This is a genomic window from Fortiea sp. LEGE XX443 (assembly GCF_015206815.1).
Taxonomy (GTDB): Bacteria; Cyanobacteriota; Cyanobacteriia; order Cyanobacteriales; family Nostocaceae; genus Nostoc_B.
Genome location: NZ_JADEXZ010000025.1, coordinates 38,118 through 61,569 on the forward strand (window position 1 = coordinate 38,118; position 23,452 = coordinate 61,569).

Genomic DNA, 23,452 nt, shown 5'->3' on the forward strand with positions numbered 1-23,452 from the left:
AGTTGCGATCGCGCGGATCTTAGAGCAGGAGGTACAGGCTCTAATTTCAAGTTCTTAATTTCACTTAAATTTAACCTTTTTGTACCTTGTTCTTAATTTAGCACGCTCTAATTTTGAGTGGTATCTCTATTTACTAAAGTTGACTACCATTAACTTGTCTTAATATTAGAGGAATTTTTCTTAAGATTTTGATATTATTTAATCACTGTTTTATTAAAAGACGTTGCAGTAAGGTAGTTGAAACAACAAAAACACATTCTCAGGCACAATCAAATCCTTGCCTGTATGAAAGCGCCCTTGATCAACTTGAGAATGTTGAGACTATCTGTTCCGGTTATTCACTCTCAAAACACACTAACTTTATCTGTTTTTTCCCAAGGTAAATCTATATCCATCCTGCCTACATGGCCGTAGGCTGCGAGTTGTCGATAAAAACCACCTGGATAAATGGTCGGTAAATGTCTTAAATTAAATTTTTTAATAATTCCTGCCAAGCGGAAATCAAAATGCTTTTCTAGTAGATTGGTAATTTCTTCGTCAGAAATTTTACCTGTACCAAAGGTTTCTACTTGCACACTCACCGGACGAGACAAACCAATGGAATAACTTAGCTGCACTTCGCATTCATCAGCAAGTTTAGCAGCGACTACATTTTTGGCTGCATAACGCGCGATATAGGCTCCGATTCTATCAATTCTAATGGGGTCTTTGCCACTCAAAGCTGAACCACTATGTTTGGAATATTCGCCGTAGGTATCTATGGCATTCTTTCTGCCGGTTAATCCTGAATGTACCGCAGGCCCGCCTTTAATAAATGCTCCTTCGGGATTAATAAATATTCTAGTTTTGGCATCTGGGCGAATTTCTTCTGTGTCAAATACAGGATTAATTACTGTTTCTTGAATATCATTTTGTAGTTGCTGCAAATCAGGTTTACTGGCTTTGTTTTGACTGGCAATAACTGTTATGCTATGAATTCTATAGGGACGGCGATCGCGGTATTCTACTCCGACTTGTGTTTTACCATCAGGTGTTAAATAGGGTAGGATATTTTTGTGTCGGACTTCACTTAATTTTCTGGCTAATTTGTGTGCCAGCCATATAGGTAATGGCATGAGTGTATATGTTTGATTGCAGGCAAAGCCAAAGACTGTAACTTGATTGCTAACTGTAATTTTTTCTATCTCTTCATCAGATAAATTATGCTCATCAAATAAGTGAGATTGTCCAGCAGGTAATTCTCGCAAACTAGTCAAAATACTACAGGTTTTACTGTTAAATTGTTTTTGTTCATAACCAATTTGTTCTATTACAAGTCTTGCTATGTTTGTAAAGTCTACATTGGCGTTTGGTTCAAATCGGGCAGCGATAAACAAAATGCCTGTAGCAGCAGCGCATTCGGTAATAACTCTGGCGTAGGGGTCTTGTTGTAGAAAGCGATCTACTATGGCATCGCTGATTTGATCGCACAATTTATCAGGATGCCCTTCGGTGACTGATTCTGATGTGAACATGAAGTCTTTTTTCATAAGATTTTTACGAACCGCAGAGGCGCAGAGGACGCAAAGATAAGAAAGAAATGTTTAAGTTATGTGTTCTGGAAGTAGAAAGGGTAAAGCAGTATTTTGTGGCTGAATAGATTTTGTTGTTTCATTCACTAAGAGGGGCCACAATGCACTACCAAAAATGACGGCGATATCTACAAAGTTAATGGGGGTAATCTTTAAGAGGTTTCGCAAAGGTGGAATTGCGATCGCTAAAATTTGAATGGCAAATGAGCCAATTAAGGCTGCATGTAAGTAGTTATTGCGAGGGAGTTTTTCTTTGCTAAATAGGCTGTGTTGTTCGGAACGGCAACTAATTGTATGCAAAAGTTGGGCTGAGGTGAGGGTGAAAAAGGCGATGGTGCTGGCTTGGGGACTCAAGCCATATCTGCGGAGGGCGTAGGCGTAGGCTGATAAGGTGCTGACGGATAAGGTAGATGATTCAAAGAGGATTCTGCCAAAGTCGGATTTTTTGATGATTGGTTCGTTGGGGTTGCGAGGTGGTTGACTCAAGACTTCTGGTTCTGGTGCTTCCATTGCTAAGGACAAACCGGGGAAGATGTCGGTAACTAAGTTCAACCATAAGAGTTGGATGGCGTTTAAGGGTTCGCCAATACCTGCGGCGGTGGCGACTGTCATGACTGTGATTTCGCTGAGGTTGGTGGCGAGGAGGAAATGTACGGATTTTCTGATGTTTTTGTAGATGGTTCTTCCTCGGCTGACGGCGACAATCATGGTTTCGAGTCTATCGTCTTCGAGAACGATATCTGCAACTTCTCTGGCTACATCTGTACCACCTTTACCCATTGCGACTCCGACTTGGGCGGCTTTTAAGGCGGGTGCGTCGTTAATGCCATCGCCTGTCATGGCGACAACTTTACCTGCGGCTTGCAAGGCTTGGACAATTTGCAGTTTGTTGCTGGGACTGATGCGGGCGAAGACATCTACTTTGTCGCTGAGTGCGGTTAAAGCTTCTGGGGTAAGGTCATTTAGGTTGCTGGAGTCGAGGATTTCTAGTTGTTGCTCTCGACTTAATTCTAATTCTTTAGCGATCGCATAAGCTGTTGGACTTTGATCTCCGGTAATCATGACGGTGGCGATTCCTGCTTGATGAAAGTCCCCAATTAGTTCTTTTGCGCCTTTCCTAATGGGGTCTGCCATTCCTACTAAACCTAACCAAATTAGGTCTGATTCATGATTGTTGTTGGTTTGCCACTCGTTAATGTGGTTGTAGGCTATGCCTAATACTCGTAAGGCTTTACCTGCCATGCGATCATTTTCAATAGCGATCGCTCTTTTATCTGCTGCTGTTAATGGGACTATTTGCCCATTTTTTACCCATGTTTGGCAAAGTTCTACAACTTCGGCGGGGCTTCCTTTGACTGCGACAAAGTTTTTACCATCATGAGTTTCATGAATTGTACTCATGAGGTTACGATTTTCTGAACGCAAGTTGGTTTGCACGAGGGGATATTTTTGTCTGAGGTCGATGATATCTACCCCAGAATTAATCGCCATATAAATTAAGGCATTTTCGGTGGCTGAACCTGTGACTTCATATTTACCATTCCCCTCGCGGCTAACTTGGCTTTCGTTGCAGAGTACTGACACATGAATCAGCTTTAACAGTTCATCGTTGCTGTAAGGGTTAATGGTTTGTTCGCCGGAGATAAACTCACCGTCGCTTACTTTGATGTTATGCCTATTGTTTTGCATTTCGACAACTGACATTTTGTTTTCTGTCAGTGTCCCGGTTTTATCTAGGCAAATTGTCTGGACGGAACCCAAGGCTTCGACTGCACTAAGGCTACGCACTAGGACGCGGTTACGGCGCATGTCGCGGATACCTAAAGCCAGGGTGGTAGTTGCAACGGTGGGTAAGCCTTCGGGAACCGCAGCTACGGCGAGGGAAATAGATGATTTGAGCATCTGCACTAAGCCATATCCCCGCCACACTCCCAAACCAAAGACTAGACCGCAAATACCCATGCTGATTAATACTAACTGGCTGCCTACTTGGTCTAGTTGTTTAGCTAGAGGGGTTTCCATTGCGGTGGCTTGGCCAACTAGTTGTTGGATATGGCCCATTTCGGTATATCGACCTGTGGCGACAACTACCGCCAAACCTTGACCGCCTGTAACTAATGTGCCTTTATAAGCCATGTTCAAGCGATCGCCTAATGGGATATCCTCACCAATAAGGGAGTCATTGATTTTAGTTACAGGCAAACTCTCGCCAGTTAAAGCCGATTCATCAATACTAAGGTTTTCTGCTACAGTTAGTCGCGCATCTGCGGCTATATAACTACCAGGTTTGAGAGCTAAAATATCCCCTAAAACTACATTTTCTGTGGGGATTTCTTGCAGGTTGCCGTCTCTAATTACCAAAGTTGATGCTGGTTCTCGATTTTTCAGGGAGTGAATGATTTTTTCTGATTGGCTTTCTGTGGTGTAACCAATTGCAGCATTCAGTAATACAACTCCTAAAATTACCGCCGCGTCAATCACTCCCCCAGTAAAAATAGAAACCCCAGCCGCAACTCCTAATAAAGCCACTGGTAGAGATTGAAATTGCTCAATGATGATGCTTAAATCAGAGCGTGTTTCTGTTTGAGAAAGGACATTAGCTCCATATTTATGCAGATTTGCAGTGGCGGACTCGTGGGATAATCCCAAGGTTTGAGAGGTATTTAAGCTATGGAGAACTTTATCGGCTGGCATTAAATACCAGTTTTCTGACTTTTGCTCTTTGGGATTGGTAATGGTTGGCTTAGTTAATTTTTTTACGACTTTTTTTGCTGGAATTAACTGACTTTTTTCTTTGTAAGTTAACAAAATACTTTCAAGTATTCTGGCTATATCTTTATAACTTTTTTCTTGTTTAAAATAAACCAAAATTTTGCTAGTTAATGGGTTAGCAGAAACATAACTTATTTCTGGATAATTTAAGAGCGATCGCTCTAGATAAGCTTTGAGAACTGCTGAATTATGAAGTTCTTTGATTTTATATCTAGCTCTGCCTTTAACTTTGGTGTGTACTGCTTGAATCACTGCAATTTTTGCCCCCGTACTTTATCTTGCAAAACTGCAATCTGGGATTTTTATCCCTTGTAAAAAAATTATAGTAGATACCACCTAGATTGCTGTTATTGGCAATGTTAAGAGTTTCAAAGCTATCACCCAATGATTAGTTTTTCTCTGTGTTTACTCGCTGTGATTCCTCAGTAACATTAAGTTTTATGAAACTATCAAAGGCAAACCACGCTAGTATGTACCAAGGGATATCTTCAAATTTAAAACCCTGTTTGATTAATTGAGTTAGCGCTAATAAACTAAGTCCTAATGGTACTATTAACCGCAAATCAGCAGCACCATTAGTCATCTTATAGACATCAGCATTAAAATCAGACATTATATTTAACAAATCTTTAGTTACCGCAGATTTGCCATCTGTTAAATAAGGTTGAGATATTTGAGTATTTCTATAATTAAATCGCTCTGTTGTTTGGAGAGTGCGCTCTCCTCTTGCTGCTGCACCTACATGCTCAAATGCCTCAACTGTATCTGCAACTACCTCTTGATACCTTTGTGATAAAGTCACACCTTCTTGAATAGCTGTTTTGACTACAGGTTGTTTGATTATCTCAGCCACAGGCACAATCACAGGTGTAAAAATAATCGCAGTCAACCCGTCAACAATTTCGGGTAAATTCACTTTTTGCCAATCGAAGGTAGATTCCATGAGTATACATCCTCTAAAAGCGACTAATCACTATAGAAGCGTAATCAAACTATTAAATCTTTCCATCATCCAAAAGTCACAAAGATAATATGAAATTTATGCCTCTAGCAATAATTATGATTAGTTATTAAAGGTGATTCAGATCCCCGACTTCTTACAAAAATTGGGGATTTCTTAGTTGACGAAGTGAAATTCTCTCTTTAGGTTCAGGAAATTAGCCAATATAAATGTTAAGAATAAAAAATAGTTACACAATAACTAATAGAAAAAATAAAGTCATGACAACTTCCACAGATCGCGATCGCCAGATTCAACAATTGCAAACATTAATTCAAGATATTGACTATGGCATGTTGACTACAGTTAATAATGATGGCAGCTTGCACAGCTGTCCTATGTACTCAAATGATGAGATAGATGCAGATGCTGCACTCTGGTTTTTTACTAGCGCTAATTCTCATAGAGTGAGTGAAATTGCACAGAATCAGCAAGTAAATGTTAGTTTTACATCATGCGAAAAACAGCATTATGTTTCCATTTCTGGAACAGCACAACTAATAAAAGACCGCCAGAAACTTGAAGAACTGTGGACACCAGAATTACAAACTTGGTTTCCGCAAGGATTAAATGAACCAGATTTAGCTTTACTCAAGGTCAGTATTAAACAAGCTGATTATTGGGATAGTCGTTCTAGTTATCACCCACAAACTATAAATTTATCTTTACTATCACAAGTTTAAATCAGCAGGGTAAAAATTTTATGCCCTATCAACAGATTGACGAATTACCAGATTCAGTCAAAAAATACTTGCCCAAACACGCCCAAGAAATTTTTCGGGCTGCATTTAACAACGCTGAACAAGAATATGGTGAAGAAGAGCGTGCTTTTCGTGTTGCTTGGAGTGCAGTAAAGCGCGATTATGAAAAAGGTGAGGATGGGCAGTGGCACAAAAAGCCGAATAATTAAGTGTGTAATTAATTCTACTGCTTATAGAGTTAAGAGCGAAAAAAGCTCTTTCTTTAGTTAGACGATAAAAGAAATGGTAAAAGTTATTTTTCTTACTGGCAGTAGTAGTAAACTTCCATCCTGGGGATTTGAACGAGCAAAAGTAAAAGTCTTGAAAATTCAAGATGATTAGCTAAAAGTTTGTGATATTCCCAGGTTATTTCTTCTTTTAAAAGTCATCAACAAGATTCGTTTTTAGAATTTAGTTCTGGTTCACTATGGGGATGAGCATTGTTGATATGCTGAATTAAGCTTTCAGCCATCTCTACAGCCACAATAATTAACTGCTGTTCCATCTGTCCATAACCTCCCTCATCACTGACTTGCGGGTAAATGTGGGGATTAGATAGCATAGCTGCTAGTAATTGAGTTGCTGTTTCTTTCAATTCATAGATTTGTAAGTTCACACGCTAATTACTCCGATTTAAAGTTTGTTTATTATTCAGCTACGGCAACAGGCATAGCCACCATAATTTCAGCAGATTGTTGTTAAATTTTTAAGTATTAACCCGCATCCGTCCTTGACTTCCTGAATCAAACAATGGGTCATATTCTGATGGAAGTTGAGAGCGGATATCATTAATTTCACCGGGGCTGATTGTTTCTTGCAATACCTCAATCACCGCACGAGCATGATGAACAGCGTCAGGAAGTTGTGCGCCTTCTTTTAAACTGACGCGCTGAAAAAATTCATCTAGAGAAAAACGTGTGCCAGCACCTGCATATTGGTGTTGCAAATATTGAGCCAAGCCTTTTGGCAGTTGCGCCGCAGCATTTAACGGCTCTCTTCCTGCTAGGCGTTCGGCTAAAGTTTCTAAAGTAGCGCGAGTGGCAAGTTCTGCATCACCGCGATAACTAAGATGGGCGCGATGTTGCACCTGTCCAATAAACTCATCGTGTTTCATTTTTCTTCCAGATTTTGATTAACATGTAATTTTGGCTGACTACTTTGTGTTAATAAACAAAGACACTCACAAGTCAATGTGCATTTTGAAAATATGTATGACAGATGAGTAACCAGGTCGGTGTTAAAAATTGTCGTTATGACAAGGCAGGAGGCAGAGGGCAGAAGGCAGAAGGGAAGAGGTTTTCAAGCTACTTTACTTTCCGTTACATAGTTCGGTTTATTTGCACCTTTCTACTTAATTAATTCTGGTGACTGTTTACAATCTTCTGCCCCGATCCTAAAAAGCGAACAATTACTTGTCCTCTGACTGATGGAGCGATATCTTGATTTCAAATATCTATCTAATGGAAGGTGTGGTTTTAATGAAACATCTGACGTTTATCGTGGGAATGGGATACGGAGTCAGAAAACATGTCTTGCACAGAATTGAAAACAGTTATATGTTTTATTAGAGATAGGAAGCATCACGCTTCGACACAATTTCTATGTATGGTGAAATGCAATTAAGCAAAAACTAATAATAAATATATGAAGAAACGCTATTTTTTAGAGGCTGGTGCTGTATTAACAGGTGCAGCTTTATTATCACCGTTGATTAATCCGAGGGCAGAAATTGTGGCAAGTTCTAACACTGAGTATGAAGTTACCAAATCTGAAGAAGAATGGCGCAAAAGCCTAACACCAGAACAGTTTCATGTTTTGCGTAAACACGGAACTGAACGCGCTTTTACTAGCCCCCTTGATAAGCAGTATGCACAAGGTACTTATGTATGTGCTGCTTGTGAATTACCACTGTTTAAGTCTGATACCAAATTTAATAGTGGCACGGGCTGGCCAAGTTTCTTTCAACCAATTGAAGGTGCGATCGCTACTACTGTAGATCGGTCGTTGTTTATGACTCGCACTGAAGTACATTGTAGACGTTGTGGTGGACATTTAGGCCATGTGTTTAGTGATGGCCCTGCACCCACCGGTCAACGTTACTGTATGAATGGTGTGGCGTTAGAGTTTATTCCGGCTTAATTAAGGTGCGATCGCTTCATTGTATTCCATTGTATTATGTGGTGCGATCGCTATCATATTTAGATAATTAACAACTTCAAAAACCCAGTTTGTAATAAAGCTGGGTTTTTTCTTTATTCCGAGTTATTAAAAAGAGTTATATATTTTTGTAAAAACGTACTCATATATTGTATTTCTGTCTATGGCAGTCCTAAATCATTTGTGAACAACAAGATTCCCGACTTCTTAAAGAAGTCGGGAATCTGAACCTCTCAATTTTTACTCATTCAACAAATTGTTCCCCCAGAGAAATAACCATGCGTCCCCAACTAAAAAACATCACCATCACCACCCTCCTACTTTCTCTATTTTCACCTGTAGCAATATCAGCAAACAATATATTAATCAAGCAGACATTAGCACAAACTGTAGCTCAATCTAACCGCAAAGCCGAAGCAGATAAACTTTATGAACAAGGCGTACAACAATATCGCAGTGGATATTATGAAGATGCAATAAAAACTTATGAACAAGCACTAACTATTTATCGCAAAATTAATGATAAAAAAAGTATTGGGCAAACTCTAAACGATTTAGGACAGATTTATAACTTATTATTTCAATATCAGAAAGCATTAGAAATACTACAACAAGCTTTAGCAATTCACAAAGAAATTAAAGACAGTGCAAATGAAGGCGAAACTCTTGATAATATTGGTGCAGCTTACTCTAATTTAAATCAAAATGAGAAAGCATTAGAAATATTACAGCAAGCTTTGGCAATTCGCCGTGAAGTAAAAGACAAAACTGGAGAAGGTATTACTCTCAGTAGAATAGGTTTGACTTATTCTTATTTAAAACAAGCTGAGAAAGCTTTAGAAATTTCACAGCAAGCATTAAAAATACATCAAGACTTAGGAGATAAATTTCAAGAGGGATATACCTTAGTTAGAATAGGATCAGTTCACTTGAATATGTCAAACTATCCTAACGCTTTAGACTGGTATAGTAAGGCTTTAGCTATCAGTCGCGCAGTAGGAAACCGTGACTTAGAAGGCAGAAGTCTCTATAATCTTGGACTGACTCATGCTCGGCTAAATAAAAATGACCGCGCTCTAGATTTTTATCAACAAGCGTTAGTAGTTCAACGGGAAATTAGAGCAGAAAATTTCCAACTTACAACATTAATAGCAATTACTAATCAATATGAGTTAATTGCTTCCAATGCTGATTCACGTGGCATGATATCTCAAGTCAAAGAAGCATCTAATCAAATAATCAAGTTAGCAGAAGAAGCTTTAATTCTTGCCAAAAAATTAAATCGGCAAGCAGAAGAAGCAAGTACATTAGAATCATTAGGAGTGGCTTACAGATATTTAGGAGATAATAAAAAAGCCATCGAACTATTTCAACAAGCAATTAAAATTGCTCGACAAATTAAGGTGCTTAATACTGAGTATAATTCTCTATCTCAGCTAGGAGTAATTTATAATATACAAGGAGAATATCGTCAATTAATTGAGTTGAACGAACGGCAATTAGAAATTGCTAGAGAACAAAAAGATTTCGTTGATGAGGTTTTAATTTTAAACTCTATTTGTAGTAATTATAATGTCTTGGGAGAGTTTCAAAAGGCAATAGCAGCCTGTCAACAGAGTTTAGTGAAAGCACGAGACATAAAAATTGCTGAATTGTCGCCCATAACACAAAATTATGCTCGGAGATTACCTGCGGATGCTTTAGGTTTGTTAAATCTTATTCATATTGGTCTTGGAGAATATAATAAAGCGTTAGATTTTGCTCAACAACGTTTAAGTGTAGTACAAAATCTTAATCAGCCGCAATTAGAAGCTGATGCATTAATTGATTTAGGTTTTGTATATGATAACTTGAAAGATTTTCTTAAAGCTATTGCAGTGACTGAGAAAGCTTTAGTAATTGCTCGCCAAATTAAAGAACCGCCGCTAGAAGTAAGAGCTTTAAAGCAAATTAGTAGTATTTACATAAAGCAAGGAAATTATAACTCTGCTATTGAGTCAGCGCAGCAAATTTTAGAAATTGCTAAACGCTTAGAAAACCCAAACTTAGAGGCCGAAGCTTTAAATATATTTAGTGATATTTATAACAAACAAGGTAATTATCAAAAAGCAGTAGAATTTACTCAACAACGATTAGCAATTTTAAAAAAAACCAATCAGCGTGGTAAAGAATTTTTAGCTTTAAGTAGTCTAAGTGAAATTTATCTTTCCTTTGGGGATACACAAAAAGCTATTGAAATTGCCAATCAGTCTTTAGTAATAGCAAGGGAGTTAAAAAGCGATTTCGCACTACAAATTCCTTTGTTAAGGCTGAGTAGAATATACTATGTAAGAGGAGAATATAAGGAAGCCATAAAATATACTCAACAAAGCTTGGTAATAGCAGAAAAAACTAACAATTTCTTAGGTAAAGTCACCGCTTCAATTAATCTAGCTGATATTTATAATTCCTTGGGTGAATATAGCAAAGTTATTGCAGTCGCAGAACCACCATTATTAGAAGCTAGAAAAACTAAGGATCGTCCTTCAGAAGCACAATTACTACTTAATTTGAGTAGTGCTTACACCGATATTGGTAATTACCAAAAAGGCAAAGAATTAGTAGAACAAAGTTTAGCAATTAGCAGAGATATTCAAGCACGCCCTTCAGAAGCTCAAGCATTAGCTTATCTCGGTAACGTTTACAGAAATCTGAGAGATTATCCCAAAGCTTTAGAGTTCACCCAGCAAAGTTTAAAAATTGCTCAAGAAATCAAAAGCCCTTCTGTTGAAATATCTCCACTAAATACTCTTGGCAATATTTACAGCGATTTGGGTGATTATCAAAAAAGCAACGAATTTTATCAACAACTATTAACGAAACAGCGAAAACTACAAAATCGCAACGGCGAAGCTTTTGCTTTACTGGCTGTTGCAGGTAACTACTACAACACCGGAGAAGGACAAAAAACTGTAGACTTTGCCCAACAAAGTTTAGCTATTTTAAAAGAAAGTAAAAAACCAGTTTGGGAGATAGTACCACATCGAATGTTAAGCCTTGCTTATGGTGAATTAGGTAATGATCAACAAGCAATCCAAGAAATCCAAATTTATTTAGCCTTTGCGAGAAAAGTACAGAACCCAATTTATGAAAAAGATGCACTCAATGTTTTAGGAGATTTACATCGCAAGTTTGGGAGAAAACAGCAAGCAATTACAGCTTATCAACAAGCATTAGCAATTAAAACACCTACAGAAGTTACAGGTGGTAGTTGGGGTATTGATGCTGGTTTAGGTCGTGCTTATGCTGAATTAAATCAACCAAATATTGCTATTACTTACTACAAACAAGCCATTAATGGTATTGAACAAGTCCGCCGCAATATTGAAGGATTACCACCACAGTTACAAGCTTCTTTTTTGCAAACAAAGGTTGATTTTGGTAAAGTAACAACCTCTGATGTTTATCGTCAATTGGCAAGTTTATTAATATCTCAAAATCGAGAACAAGAAGCAACACAGGTTTTAGAACTGCTCAAGATTCAAGAAATTAAAGATTTTGCTACTACTGGCGTTTCTCCAACAGAGAAGCCAAAAGTTATTTTAAATCCGAATGAGACAAAAATTGCTGCACCTAATCAATCGATTATTGCTTTAGCAAAACAAATTAGCGAGTGTGAACAAACTAACTGCAAAGATAAAACTAAACTCAACGATAAACTTACAAACGTAGTTGCTGAATTTAATCAAGAATTAAATAAAATTGAAACAGAAATTAGAGAACGTTTAGCAAAAGATCCTGGTGCATTTCGTCCTGACAGTCCGAAAGTTTTAGAAATAGTCAAAGCACAACCAGGTACAGTGATGATTTACCCATTGGTACTAGAAGATAAACTTTGGTTGCTGCTGTATTCTGGCGATGCGGCTAAAAAGTTTGAAGTCAAAGTTGGACGAGAAGAATTAGGAAATACAGTCCAAGAATTTCGCAAGTTTATAGGACGATGCCAAAATATTGATTGTGATGCTAAGGAAATTGCTCAAATTCAGTCAGTTAGTCAAAAACTGCATAACTGGTTAATCAAACCTTTAGAAGCAGAACTGAAAGAAAATAAAGTAAAAAATCTTGTGTTTGCTCTTGATAGGGTAACACGCTATGTCCCTATGAGTGCTTTGTTTGATGGTAAGCAATATTTAATTGAAAATTACACAATCTACAATGTTTTGTCCGCAGATTTAACAGATACTGCTACTACTTTACCCGCAGGAACGCAAAATGCTTCGGTTTTAGCAATGGGACTTTCTCAAGCGGTTGCTGGTTTCGATGCGCTAGAAAATGTCCCCATAGAGTTGAATGCAATTGTTAAAACGCAGAAAAATCAACAAGGTATATATCCAGGACAAGAGTTTCTCAACAATGCTTTTGATTTTCGGAATCTGCGAGACAATCTTACTGGTAACAAGATTTTACATCTTGCTACTCATGGTGAATTTGTTCCTGATAGCAAAGATGCTTCTTATTTATTGTTAGGAAATGGTGAAAAACTGGCAATTCCTCAAATTCAAACTTTAACAGGGTTAAGCAATATTCATTTAGTTGTTTTATCTGCTTGTCAAACAGCCCTTGCAGGTTCTCGTCAAGATGGAGTAGAAATTGCTAGTGTGGCGTATTCCTTTTTGAATCGAGGTGCAAAGGCTGTAATAGCTTCTCTGTGGTTAGTGGACGATCGCAGCACCAGTTTACTCATGCAGCAATTTTACCGCAATCTAGGTAATAAAAATCGCCCAACGAAAGCTGAAGCTTTACGCCAAGCACAATTAAGTTTACTACGGAGCAAACCCGGTACTAACGAAAGTGATTATTCTCACCCTTATTACTGGTCGCCATTTATTTTAATTGGTAATGGGTTGTGATGATATGGCGATCGCTCAATTAAAATAGTGACGTTGGATAAATGCAAAATAATTTTATGGAGAGGGGTTTTAAGAATAAGTTCCACATGGCGTTAATTAACTATTTTTACCCAAAGCGATCGCCATAGAACCACTTACTACCAAACCTGCACCTATAATGCCAACAAGGGTAATATTTTCTGCTGGAATTAAAGCAGGTAAGAATATTGCCACTAACTCAACTGATATTAATGTCCCTATGGGAGCTAAAGCAATGACTGCACTAACTTTTGACGCTTCCCAATGTTCTAATGATTCGGCAAAAGCACCATAGGCAATTAAAGTATTTAAACCACAGAAAATTAATATTCCTAACTGCAAAGTATTCAGTTGTAAAATAGTTGCTGGTTTAGCTAAAGGTGTAAATAATAAAGCACACCCTCCATAAATCAGCATCATAATATTAGCAGAAGATAATGATTGTAATAGCTGCTTTTGTGCTAAGGCGTAAACTGCCCAGACCGCTGCTCCTAATACTATTAAACTACTACCAAAAATATATGTACCCTGTGCAGTAATTAAATTGCTTAGTTGGTCGCGGAAAAATATAATATAACCACAAATAAGTACACTAACACCAATCCATTGACGGAGTGTATAACGTTCTTGAAAAATTACTAACCCACCTAAGCCTAATAGCAAAGTCGCTAATTGAATCAGTACTTCTGCATTTGTAGGGGATGTCAGCGCTAAACCTTGCATGAATAAAAAATAATTAGCCGCTAACATTAGTGTAGCGATCGCTAACAACTTCCACGCAGCAGAATGCAATTGTCGTAACTTTGGTAATTTACCACGCACCCCTAAATAGACACTTAGCAGCACAAATGATACCAAAAAGCGAAACCAAATCACTGTATAGACATCAAGCGCTTGCAGTATCACCACCAGCGCGATAGGTAAAATTCCCCACAAGAAAACAGTCAGTAGAGATAATGCCAGCCCTAAACGCCAGCGGCCAGAGTTTTGATGTAATGACATTTAGTTATGCTATCAAAACTCTGGCTAAAAAAAGTGCTAAATTCTAAAAACAAGAAGGAGAATAACAAATGACTATTAACAAGAAATCTTTAAAAATTTCTTAATTTTTTATTGTTGAGTCTAGTTTCGAGATGCCAAAGATAAAAGTATAAAGTAGTATATATAGTAACCTGCTTTGATTTTTGAATCACTCGTAGAGATAGGGAACAGGTGACAGGGAACAGGGAAGAAAGAATAAATGTGTACTGAGTTTTGTTCAAAAATCAAATAGAAATCCTATATATTCTATTGACAAAAAGACTTAACAACAGCTAAATCTCAGGCAAAGAGGGATTTTTATCGGGAATAAACTTTAGTTTTGGCGCTAAAATTTGCTTATTTATCAGTGAATTTATATTTTTTAGAAGTTTTTGCCTAAATTGTGTAAGGTTTACCAGCATCGTTACTCAGGTGCTGGCACAATAATACGTACTGTTTATTCCATAAGAAATTGTTAGGAAGATTGCCACAGTACAACAAAAATAGAAAAATATCTATAAAAACTGAAGACAAAAATCTCTTTTGGATATCAGATAAATTAGGTATTTTTAGGTTGATTTTACTAATAGCATCAAAATTTTTTCTTTGTAAAACATTAAAAACTAACTAGTAATCTTTATCAGGGCTAGACTAAATGAATAAAGTAACTTTTTATGTGATTTTGTTGCATAGTTTTTTAGTAGGAATAGCAACTGCTAGTGCCGAGTCATCGCGTAATCCCGGAGACATGAAAGCTTTACGTATTAACCAGATTGCAGAAGTTAACACTAACACTACTGCCACACAAGCGGTTTGGAAAAAATTACCATCATCGCAAGTTTGGGTAATTAATCAAAATAAAAAAGTCCAAAGTCAACCTTTTACTTGGGTGGTGAAAGATATAAAACAAGCACAACAACAACCATTTTTAGAAGTTGGTAAACCAGCTAAAAAGCCAGAAACTAAGCCTAATTCAACTGTTAAACCACCAACCAAAGACGATTTAGAAAAATTTGATGAAGTAGTTAAAGATACAGAAAAAAAAGAGGGACTGTTTACCCTCTATCGCAGTAAAAAAAAGAATAAAATTTATCTCGAAATTAAACCAGAACAGCTAAATAATAATTACCTAGCGACTGCCACACTAGAATCGGGAATTGGCGAACGAGGCATTTACAGTGGTATACCTTTGCAAGATTTTTTATTTTATTGGCAACGTGTAGAAAACAAATTACACTTCGTCGTGCGAAACGTAAATTTTCGCACAAGAGAAGGAGATCCACAAGCGCGATCGCTTGCCCGTTCATTTAGCGATTCGATTCTGTACATGTTACCTGTCAAAAGCGTTCATCCCCAACGCAAAACTATCCTCATCGACCTAAATGACTTGTTACTGTCCGACTTAGCGGGATTATCTGCGAGTTTAGGTGTGAAAACTACTACAGATCAGTCATACTTTGGTGATGCTAAGGCTTTTCCTCATAACGTCGAAATTGAGTCGGTGTTGAATTTTTCTGGTAGTGGTGGTATTGTTCGCAACAATCAAAAGCTGCGTTTTGCCTCACTGGCTGACGATCGCGGCTTTACTTTGCGCGTCCACTATAGTCTCTCACAACTGCCAAATAATGGTTATCGCCCTCGTTTAGCTGACGAACGAGTTGGTTATTTCATCACTGCTTACCAAGACTTAACTAAAGACAGCGGCGATCCCTTTGTCCGCTATATCAATCGCTGGCATTTAGAAAAAGAAAACCCGAAAGCTGCAATCTCCCGTCCCAAAAAACCAATTGTTTTCTGGATTGATAATGCTGTTCCCTTTGAGTACCGTGATGCCATCAAAGAAGGCATACTGATGTGGAACAAAGCTTTTCTCAAAGCAGGGTTTAAAGATGCCATCGAAGCCCGACAAATGCCAGATAATGCTACTTGGGACCCTGCGGATATTCGCTACAACACAATTCGCTGGATCAATACAGTTGATGGTTATTTTGCAATGGGGCCATCGCGGGTTAACCCCCTAACTGGAGAAATTTTAGATGCAGACATTTTAGTAGATGCCAGTTTTGTGCGGTTGCTGAAGGGTGAGTATCGTAAAATTGTCCAACCCAACCAAACCCAAAACCGCACATCCTTATCAACATGGATGCAAAATCGCTTTCTTTGTGGTGGTGAAACTGCAAAAGACGAAAATTCGCCGCAGTTAGAACAGAATGGATTATTGCAAAATTTATCCAAACTAGCTGGAGAGTATGATTTATGCTACGGCATAGAAGCAGCTAACCAGTTTTCTTTTGGTTCCCTAGCGATGACCCTTTTGAAAGACGGTACACCCAGCCAAGACCAAGTAAAAGCATATATCAATCAATATTTACGTTTAATTATTGCCCACGAAGTCGGTCATACCCTTGGTTTGCGACATAACTTCCGGGGTAGTACCCTACTATCACCCCAGGAGATGAACAATAAAGATATCACCCACAATAAAGGGTTGACGGCTTCTGTCATGGATTACATTCCCCCAAACATTGCACCTCAAGGGACAAAGCAAGGCGATTATTTTCCAAGTGCGGTGGGGGCTTATGATGAATGGGTAATTAAATATGGTTATATCTCCACCCAAGCGACAACTCCCATAGCAGAAAAACCATTGTTGCAGGAAATCGCTAACCAATCCTATAAGCCAGAGTTGAGTTATTCCACAGATGAGGATGTCTACGACCTCGACCCCACCGCCAATGCTTGGGACAATAGTAACAACGTGCTGATTTATTCCCAATGGCAGCTAGATAATTCACGGGTGATGTGGGAACGTCTGAACAGAGGTTACCCCACTGCCGGGGAAAGCTATAGCGATATAAGCGATCGCTTTAGTACAGTGTTAGGGAACTATTTCCAGCAAATTTACTATGTCAGTAAGTATATTGGTGGACAGTCATTTTACCGGATCAAAGGTGGTGATATTGACTCTAGCAAACAGCGCGGCCAAAATCGTTTACCATTTCAACCAGTCCCCTTAGAAGAACAACGGCAAGCTTTAAAAACTCTCCACAAATATGTGTTTGCTGAAGATGCCTTAAAATTTTCCCCAGACCTCTTGAATAAATTAGCACCTTCCCGTTGGCGGCACTGGGGCAGCTATCCACGGGTTGGACGTTTAGATTATCCCATTCACGAACTAGTCTTATTCTTACAGAGTGCGGTGTTGCGCGATTTACTTTCAGGCGATCGCCTCAACCGTCTCAAAGATATGGAACTCAAAACTCAGGCAGAAAAAGCACTGACTTTACCAGAATTATTTGATACGCTGCAAAGTGGAATTTGGACAGAAGTAGTTAAACCACAAGGATCAGATTTGCAAATATCCAGTCTGCGGCGAGGACTGCAACGAGAATACCTTAACCTCTTAATTGGTATGGTGTTGCGTAAAGAAAATGTCCCAGAAGATGCCCGGACTTTAGCTTGGTATAAACTCAAGCAATTAGACGAAAAACTCGCCCAGGTAAGTTCTCAAGACGAGTATAGCAAAGCCCATATTCTCGAAACACGCGATCGCATTGAAAAAGCTTTGAATGCACCATTGCAAGGAAATTAGAACAACAAGATCCCCGACTTTTTTAAGAAGTCGGGAATTTGAAGCTCTCAATGTTTTTAAGTAGTCGGACACAATAAAATTCATGGGTGGAGATAGGTGACAGGTTAAAGGTTACAGGTTACAGTCAAAAATTTGTGTAATTAATTCTGTCTGATTACTTAAATCAAATAGGATGCCGATATAATCTGTCATTTTTTAGGGAAATAGTTCAGACTGGAAGATAAATTCCAGTACAGACAACAATCTATGACAATTGCGGTCTCAAGCAAGTACAACTTCTTGCCTCGCTTTTACAAACTGGCAAGCATTAGCGTACTATCCAACATGATGGTTCCCTTAGCAGGTTTAGTTGACATTGCCTTTTTGGGACACCTAGCAGACATTCGTTACTTGGCGGGAGTCATCTTAGCAACCATTATTTTTGACTACCTTTACCGGGTATTAAAATTCTTACGCTCTAGTGTGAATGCGCTGACTGCACAAGCTGTTGGACTCGATGACCACAAAGCTGTACTCTTAGCAGGGATACGTAGTGGCTTAATTGCCCTAGGAATTGGCTTGCTAATTCTGTTGCTGCAATACCCATTACAAAAGATAGGCTTTACAATTTTGAGTGGTTCCCCAGACATTGAAATCGCTGGGGCTGATTATTTCCAAGCCAGAATTTGGGGAGCGCCAGCTGTTTTGCTGAACTTTGTGTTCATCGGCTGGTTTATGGGACAAGAAAAGAATAGCGTAGTCTTGCTGATGTCTGTGATTGGTAATGGTTCTAACGTGCTGCTAGACTATTTGATGATTTCGCGGTGGGGTTGGGAAAGCATGGGAGCCGGACTAGCAACGGCTATTAGTCAATATCTGGCGCTGATAACTGGGATTATATATGCTTGCTTTAGTATTCCTTGGCAAACTTTACCAGCCGCCTTGCAAGAAGTTTTTGATTGGGTAGCCCTCAAAGATACTGTGGCGCTCAAGAGTAACATTCTCATCCGATTTTTAGTGCTGATTTCTACTTATGCCATCTTCACCAACTTCAGTGCAGCAATGGGAACGGAAATCTTAACAGAAAACGGTTTGCTCTTACAGATTGCTTTGCTGAGTCAGTTCACAGTGCAAGGTGTGGGAATGACAACTCAAACACTGACAGGTAACTTTTACAGCAAAGGTGCTAAAGAACAGATGAGTTCACTACTAACTGTCTCTGTGTTAACTAGTTTGGTAATTGCATTAACTTTTGCCGCAGTGTCAGTGCTGTTTCCCGATGCAGTATTTGGATTGTTAACTAATCACGCCGAAGTCAACAAACACATCACAACTTATACTATCTGGTTGCTGCCGCTTTTGGGATTAACCGCGATCGCCTTTATGTTAGAAGGTTACTTCATCGGCTTAAAGGAAGGTGCTACCCTACGTAACGCCGTCTTAATTGCCTTTGGATTGGGCTTTTTTCCTCTAGCTATGACAGCATGGTATGTTCACAATAACCAACTTCTGTGGATGTCTCTTGTAGCTTATATGGTAATTAATATGACCGTATTGGCAATCCAAATACCTCGGACATTGGGTGGCCAAACTTTAGAAAATCAGCAACCACTACCATCTAGTTAGTATTTTTCACATTTTAATCAATAACCTGTCTTCGAGCCGATTTAATCTGTCCTCGCTTAGTTTTACTATCAAGACGTTTTTTTTGAGAACTGCGACTTGGTTTGGTGGGTTTGCGGATTTGGGGTAGTATGACAGCGCTTAATATAAGTTGCTTGAGTCGTTGTAAAGCCTCCTCCCGGTTTTTCTCCTGGCTGCGGTATTCTTGGGCTTTGATGACAACGACTCCTTCTTGGGTAATGCGCCTATCGTTTAGCTTCAAAAGCTGCTGTTTATAAAAAGCCGGTAATGATGAAGCCTCAATGTCAAAGCGTAAGTGGATAGCTGTAGCAACTTTGTTGACATTTTGACCCCCTGCTCCTTGAGAGCGAATCGCGCTTATTTCGATTTCGCTATCGGGGATGATGATTTTATGAGAAATTTGCAGCATGACTTATAGCGTAATACAGTTCAGTTAACAGATTTCTAGTTGATCATGTCGGAAAAACCAATAATTGGGGGATTCTCCCCCATACCCCCGATTGGGGGCATTCTGCCGCCCCCAAACCCCCTACAGAAGGGTTGATCTGTTTAGGCTGATGTTTCTTTTCTTAAGTGAAGCGTATTGAGTTATTGCATTTCCTAGGCTCCACAATTTTTTGGCGCAAATCAAGCAAGTATGCCTTTATTTCTGTATGGTTGAGAGTTATAGCAGTAGCCAAGGCAGTTAGGACATCGGCCAATGATAAAACTCATGCACTAAAAGACTTTTAACCCTGTCACCTGTCACCTGTTCCCTGTCACCTGCTATAAATCTAAACCTCCATATTGTGACTCACCAGCCTAGTAGAAGCTATAAATACTTTTGTAATATCAACTTCAATTTTTCTTTCGTCGCCGTTGGTGCTTGATCTAACTGAGTCAAAATTGCATATTTCAACGCTGAGTGTGCATCACTGGGTGGTGGATTTTCACTCAAACGGCGCACAGTTTCTTGAATTACCTTTTGAGCATTAACTGCATTGCGCTGCAAGTTACCAATGACCATCTCAACAGTGACACTATCATGATCTGGATGCCAACAATCGTAGTCTGTCACCAGTGCCAAAGTTGCATAGGCAATTTCTGCTTCTCTGGCTAACTTAGCCTCTGGTAAGTTTGTCATCCCAATTACCGTTGCGCTCCAACTGCGGTAAAGGTTTGATTCGGCTTTGGTAGAAAATGCTGGCCCTTCCATGCAGATATATGTCCCACCACGATGTAGGGTAACATCTGGTAGATTGAGAGATGCGATCGCTTCTGCTAATACTCCAGCTAAATTTTGACAAATCGGTTCACCAAAGGCAATGTGAGCCACAATACCTTCCCCAAAAAAGGTTGAAACCCGATTTTTTGTGCGATCGATAAACTGATCTGGTACTACCATATCTAATGGTTTCGCTTCGGCTTTTAAAGAACCCACAGCACTAGCCGAAATTAAATACTCTACCCCCAGTTGCTTCATCGCATAGATGTTAGCGCGAAACGGCAACTCAGAAGGCAAAAGTGTGTGATTGCGTCCATGACGTGCCAAAAAAGCTACCTTTGTCCCTTCTAATGTCCCCAAAATCACAGCATCCGAAGGCGAACCAAAGGGAGTTTGGATTTGCACTTCTTCTACATCTTTGAGTGCAGCCATTTTATATAATCCGCTACCACCAATAATGCCAATCTTAGGATTAACCATAATTTTTGATACTTGTTGCTGATCTGCCTAGTTATTTTACACAGGTGTAGGACTAAGCTGAAAAATATTCTGTTGAGATTGGGTGTAATATCATGCCTTGCCAGAGGGAGGGGTGATGGGGGTTTTCACGGTAACGCAGAGATTGTAATTCAGTCCAACTGATTGTATGTTGGGCGTTGCTGAATCTTGGGATGATTTAGCCCAAATCGGAACGAATTATCAATGGTTTCAACCGCAGATTCATCCCGCACTTATGCAACGCCGCGAAAATATTTTGGCATTGATGCCTGGGGATGTTTTCATTAGAAATGATGAGAAAGCTATACTATTGATAGATCCGTAATTGGTGTTCTGTTATGGAACTATTCACGATTGGTCACTCAAATCACAGTATTGAGGCTTTTGTCGAGCTTTTGCAAAAACATGATGTAACTGCTTTGGCTGATGTGCGATCACATCCTTACAGCCGTTATTTACCTCATTTTAATCGCTCAACGCTTAAAGGTTCCCTATCAAGTGCCAAGATTCATTATGAATTTCTAGGAAGAGAATTGGGAGCTAGACCGGAAAATTCAGAGTGTTACGTTGATGGTAAAGCAGTATATGAAAAGATTGCTGTAACTGAGTTATTTCATCAAGGTATTCAACGTGTAATTAAAGGTATAAAACGTTATAAAGTTGCTCTGATGTGTGCAGAGAAAGATCCTATTGTTTGCCATCGAGCGATTTTAGTTTGTCAACACTTGCGAGGTGAAGATAATTTAGAAATCAATCACATTAAAAATAATGGAGATTTAGAATCGCATCATCAGCTTGAAGAAAGATTATTAACTAAATATGGATTTAAACAACTAGCTCTTGTAGCAAATCCTGTACAGTTATCTCTTTTTGATGAAGTTCCATCTGTTAATCAGAACCAGACTTTGCCATCAAAAGAGGTAGCTATACAAGAAGCATACAGGTTGCAAGGTGATGAGATTGCTTATGTAGAAACAAGAGGAAGTCAACATGAATGATTCCGTTAACTTATTTACTATTGGCTTTACCCAAAAAACTGCTCAGAAATTTTTTGACACTCTTGTTAAAGCTGGAGTAAAGCGAGTTATAGATACACGTCTGAATAATGTGTCTCAATTAGCGGGATTTGCGAAAAAGTCAGACTTAGAGTATTTCTTGCAAAAAATTGGACGTATTGATTATACTCATCTGATTGAACTAGCACCTACAAAGGAGATTTTGGACGAGTATAAAAAAAATAAAGGTGATTGGGCAACTTATGAGCAGAAGTTTCTCAAGCTGATGGCTGAACGAGAAATTGAAAAGAGAATTCAACCAGAGATATTTGATGGTGGATGTCTTTTATGTAGTGAAGCTAAACCTCATAACTGCCATCGTCGCTTAGTTGCAGAATATTTAAATGGCAAGTGGGGCAATGTTAAAGTATGCCATCTTTAAAGCGGATTGTTTGTCTTGCCAATTCTTGGAAACTCAAAGAGCGTTGTGTTGCAGGAATTGATCTAGATACTGGTAGATGGATTCGTCCTGTATGTGAACAGTATCCCAACGATGGTCGAGTTCCAAGAGAAGTTAGGCTTGTGGAAGGTAGAGAACCGGAATTATTAGATATTATTGCTATTCCTTTAGCAGATACAGGTAATGACTTTGGATTTGAAAGTGAAAACCTAACTATACTACAGGGAAAATGGCAACTATTAGGTAAGGCTTCACCTGCAAATTTATTATCACTTTATAGAAATTACCCTCATATTCTTCATAATTCTAATAAATATGTTAATGTATCTTATCTTCAATCTCTACCTTTTTACGAAAGACGTACACTACAACTAATTCATGTTATTGATTTTTCTGTACAGCCAAAGGAAGGTGTTAACGGAGCAATAGAGTGGAAAGGTACGCTAAAAACATCCTCCGAACAAAATTTAATAGAGGCGAAAATCACTGATCCAGTATTTGTCAAAAAGCTGGAAAGTAGATATCAAATCACAGGTGAATATTTGGTGACAGTGAGCTTAAGCCTACCTTGGGCATATAATAATTGGGAGGGTGAGCCTCCTTGTTGGAAACTCATAGCGGGTGTGATAGAAATTTCTTACCCGGAAAGTATAAAAAATGATTTAACTGCTCAAACAGATCAACAAATGGAGCGAATTGGTTGGAATGTAGAACAAGGGCGCAATTATTTACAACAAAGTTTTAACAAGCGATCGCGACAACAGTTAACTTTGCTCGAATTAACTCAATTTTTGAATTATCTTAAATCTCTACCAGGTGATTCTAATAATTTGCCCTTTTGATTAAAGTAACGAATTTTAGTGAAGGGATGCAAGCAGGTAAGAAAAAAAAGTTTATTTTTTAAGTAGCAACA

Annotated in this window: 18 protein-coding genes; 10 read left to right on the forward strand and 8 right to left on the reverse strand. The window is 38.7% G+C overall.

Annotated features, from left to right (window positions below; genetic code table 11):
* Window positions 1–344: 344 nt before the first annotated feature.
* The 3 genes from metK to IQ259_RS11960 all read right to left on the reverse strand — a co-directional run bounded on the left by metK (window position 345) and on the right by IQ259_RS11960 (window position 5,286).
* Window positions 345–1,529: a methionine adenosyltransferase gene (gene metK, locus IQ259_RS11950; protein WP_193884912.1), complete on the reverse strand. Its 1,185-nt coding sequence runs from the start codon at window positions 1,527–1,529 to the stop codon at window positions 345–347.
* A 54-nt stretch (window positions 1,530–1,583) separates the two neighbouring features.
* The gene (locus IQ259_RS11955) at window positions 1,584–4,595 is read right to left on the reverse strand and encodes a cation-translocating P-type ATPase (RefSeq protein ID WP_193884913.1); all 3,012 of its coding nucleotides are present in this window, start codon (window positions 4,593–4,595) and stop codon (window positions 1,584–1,586) included.
* 136 nt (window positions 4,596–4,731) lie between these two features.
* Window positions 4,732–5,286, reverse strand: a complete 555-nt coding sequence (locus tag IQ259_RS11960) for a DUF5132 domain-containing protein (protein WP_193884915.1) — start codon at window positions 5,284–5,286, stop codon at window positions 4,732–4,734.
* Between the two features lie 278 nt (window positions 5,287–5,564).
* Between IQ259_RS11960 and IQ259_RS11965 the strand changes: the two genes are divergently transcribed.
* Together IQ259_RS11965 and IQ259_RS11970 are read left to right on the forward strand one after the other, a co-directional pair.
* The gene (locus IQ259_RS11965; protein WP_193884917.1) at window positions 5,565–6,026 is read left to right on the forward strand and encodes a pyridoxamine 5'-phosphate oxidase family protein; all 462 of its coding nucleotides are present in this window, start codon (window positions 5,565–5,567) and stop codon (window positions 6,024–6,026) included.
* A 20-nt stretch (window positions 6,027–6,046) separates the two neighbouring features.
* On the forward strand, window positions 6,047–6,253 hold the full coding sequence (locus IQ259_RS11970; RefSeq protein ID WP_193884919.1) for a ChaB family protein: 207 nt from the start codon (window positions 6,047–6,049) through the stop codon (window positions 6,251–6,253).
* 218 nt (window positions 6,254–6,471) lie between these two features.
* Here IQ259_RS11970 and IQ259_RS11975 read toward each other — a convergent pair whose 3' ends face one another.
* Window positions 6,472–6,699: a hypothetical protein gene (locus IQ259_RS11975; protein ID WP_193884968.1), complete on the reverse strand. Its 228-nt coding sequence runs from the start codon at window positions 6,697–6,699 to the stop codon at window positions 6,472–6,474.
* 90 nt (window positions 6,700–6,789) lie between these two features.
* Window positions 6,790–7,197: a DUF2267 domain-containing protein gene (locus IQ259_RS11980; protein ID WP_193884920.1), complete on the reverse strand. Its 408-nt coding sequence runs from the start codon at window positions 7,195–7,197 to the stop codon at window positions 6,790–6,792.
* Between the two features lie 530 nt (window positions 7,198–7,727).
* On the opposite strand from IQ259_RS11980, the gene msrB reads away from it, so the two are divergent.
* Window positions 7,728–8,222 carry a peptide-methionine (R)-S-oxide reductase MsrB gene (gene msrB, locus IQ259_RS11985; protein ID WP_193884922.1) on the forward strand — a complete coding sequence of 165 codons (495 nt, stop codon included), beginning with the start codon at window positions 7,728–7,730 and terminating at the stop codon, window positions 8,220–8,222.
* A gap of 296 nt (window positions 8,223–8,518) precedes the next feature.
* Window positions 8,519–13,129 carry a tetratricopeptide repeat protein gene (locus tag IQ259_RS11990; RefSeq protein WP_193884924.1) on the forward strand — a complete coding sequence of 1,537 codons (4,611 nt, stop codon included), beginning with the start codon at window positions 8,519–8,521 and terminating at the stop codon, window positions 13,127–13,129.
* Between the two features lie 96 nt (window positions 13,130–13,225).
* Here IQ259_RS11990 and IQ259_RS11995 read toward each other — a convergent pair whose 3' ends face one another.
* Window positions 13,226–14,149, reverse strand: coding sequence for a DMT family transporter (locus tag IQ259_RS11995; protein WP_193884926.1), 924 nt, complete (start codon window positions 14,147–14,149; stop codon window positions 13,226–13,228).
* A 673-nt stretch (window positions 14,150–14,822) separates the two neighbouring features.
* Here IQ259_RS11995 and IQ259_RS12000 point away from each other — a divergent pair.
* Together IQ259_RS12000 and gntT are read left to right on the forward strand one after the other, a co-directional pair.
* Entirely contained in the window at window positions 14,823–17,759 is a 2,937-nt protein-coding gene (locus IQ259_RS12000) for a zinc-dependent metalloprotease (protein WP_193884928.1), read from the forward strand.
* A 246-nt stretch (window positions 17,760–18,005) separates the two neighbouring features.
* Complete coding sequence (gene gntT / locus IQ259_RS12005) at window positions 18,006–19,364, forward strand: guanitoxin biosynthesis MATE family efflux transporter GntT (RefSeq protein WP_193884930.1); 1,359 nt, start codon at window positions 18,006–18,008, stop codon at window positions 19,362–19,364.
* A 13-nt stretch (window positions 19,365–19,377) separates the two neighbouring features.
* Here the strand turns inward: gntT and arfB are convergent, their stop codons facing one another.
* Together arfB and IQ259_RS12015 are read right to left on the reverse strand one after the other, a co-directional pair.
* Entirely contained in the window at window positions 19,378–19,791 is a 414-nt protein-coding gene (gene arfB / locus IQ259_RS12010) for an alternative ribosome rescue aminoacyl-tRNA hydrolase ArfB (RefSeq protein WP_193884932.1), read from the reverse strand.
* Between the two features lie 402 nt (window positions 19,792–20,193).
* On the reverse strand, window positions 20,194–21,066 hold the full coding sequence (locus tag IQ259_RS12015) for an S-methyl-5'-thioadenosine phosphorylase (RefSeq protein WP_193884934.1): 873 nt from the start codon (window positions 21,064–21,066) through the stop codon (window positions 20,194–20,196).
* A gap of 166 nt (window positions 21,067–21,232) precedes the next feature.
* On the opposite strand from IQ259_RS12015, the gene IQ259_RS12020 reads away from it, so the two are divergent.
* From IQ259_RS12020 to IQ259_RS12035, 4 genes are read left to right on the forward strand one after another with little or no spacing between them, the layout of a single operon-like run.
* On the forward strand, window positions 21,233–21,409 hold the full coding sequence (locus IQ259_RS12020) for a hypothetical protein (RefSeq protein ID WP_193884936.1): 177 nt from the start codon (window positions 21,233–21,235) through the stop codon (window positions 21,407–21,409).
* A gap of 13 nt (window positions 21,410–21,422) precedes the next feature.
* Window positions 21,423–22,082 carry a DUF488 family protein gene (locus IQ259_RS12025; RefSeq protein ID WP_193884938.1) on the forward strand — a complete coding sequence of 220 codons (660 nt, stop codon included), beginning with the start codon at window positions 21,423–21,425 and terminating at the stop codon, window positions 22,080–22,082.
* Window positions 22,075–22,521, forward strand: coding sequence for a DUF488 family protein (locus tag IQ259_RS12030; protein ID WP_193884940.1), 447 nt, complete (start codon window positions 22,075–22,077; stop codon window positions 22,519–22,521). Before IQ259_RS12025 ends, IQ259_RS12030 begins: the two co-directional genes overlap by 8 nt.
* Window positions 22,509–23,381, forward strand: a complete 873-nt coding sequence (locus IQ259_RS12035; protein WP_193884942.1) for a hypothetical protein — start codon at window positions 22,509–22,511, stop codon at window positions 23,379–23,381. The genes IQ259_RS12030 and IQ259_RS12035 overlap by 13 nt, the downstream gene beginning before the upstream one ends.
* Window positions 23,382–23,452 lie beyond the last annotated feature (71 nt).

Bases quoted from the DNA above. Each gene is read 5' to 3' on its own strand.
- IQ259_RS12030 (WP_193884940.1), top strand. From the start codon at position 22,075: ATGAATGATTCCGTTAACTTATTTACTATTGGCTTTACCCAAAAAACT.
- IQ259_RS11965 (WP_193884917.1), top strand. From the start codon at position 5,565: ATGACAACTTCCACAGATCGCGATCGCCAGATTCAACAATTGCAAACA.
- IQ259_RS11995 (WP_193884926.1), bottom strand. From the start codon at position 14,149: ATGTCATTACATCAAAACTCTGGCCGCTGGCGTTTAGGGCTGGCATTA.
- IQ259_RS12000 (WP_193884928.1), top strand. From the start codon at position 14,823: ATGAATAAAGTAACTTTTTATGTGATTTTGTTGCATAGTTTTTTAGTA.
- arfB (WP_193884932.1), bottom strand. From the start codon at position 19,791: ATGCTGCAAATTTCTCATAAAATCATCATCCCCGATAGCGAAATCGAA.
- msrB (WP_193884922.1), top strand. From the start codon at position 7,728: ATGAAGAAACGCTATTTTTTAGAGGCTGGTGCTGTATTAACAGGTGCA.
- IQ259_RS12015 (WP_193884934.1), bottom strand. From the start codon at position 21,066: ATGGTTAATCCTAAGATTGGCATTATTGGTGGTAGCGGATTATATAAA.
- IQ259_RS12035 (WP_193884942.1), top strand. From the start codon at position 22,509: ATGCCATCTTTAAAGCGGATTGTTTGTCTTGCCAATTCTTGGAAACTC.
- IQ259_RS11980 (WP_193884920.1), bottom strand. From the start codon at position 7,197: ATGAAACACGATGAGTTTATTGGACAGGTGCAACATCGCGCCCATCTT.
- IQ259_RS11970 (WP_193884919.1), top strand. From the start codon at position 6,047: ATGCCCTATCAACAGATTGACGAATTACCAGATTCAGTCAAAAAATAC.
- IQ259_RS12020 (WP_193884936.1), top strand. From the start codon at position 21,233: ATGTTGGGCGTTGCTGAATCTTGGGATGATTTAGCCCAAATCGGAACG.
- IQ259_RS11990 (WP_193884924.1), top strand. From the start codon at position 8,519: ATGCGTCCCCAACTAAAAAACATCACCATCACCACCCTCCTACTTTCT.
- metK (WP_193884912.1), bottom strand. From the start codon at position 1,529: ATGAAAAAAGACTTCATGTTCACATCAGAATCAGTCACCGAAGGGCAT.
- gntT (WP_193884930.1), top strand. From the start codon at position 18,006: ATGACAATTGCGGTCTCAAGCAAGTACAACTTCTTGCCTCGCTTTTAC.
- IQ259_RS11960 (WP_193884915.1), bottom strand. From the start codon at position 5,286: ATGGAATCTACCTTCGATTGGCAAAAAGTGAATTTACCCGAAATTGTT.
- IQ259_RS12025 (WP_193884938.1), top strand. From the start codon at position 21,423: ATGGAACTATTCACGATTGGTCACTCAAATCACAGTATTGAGGCTTTT.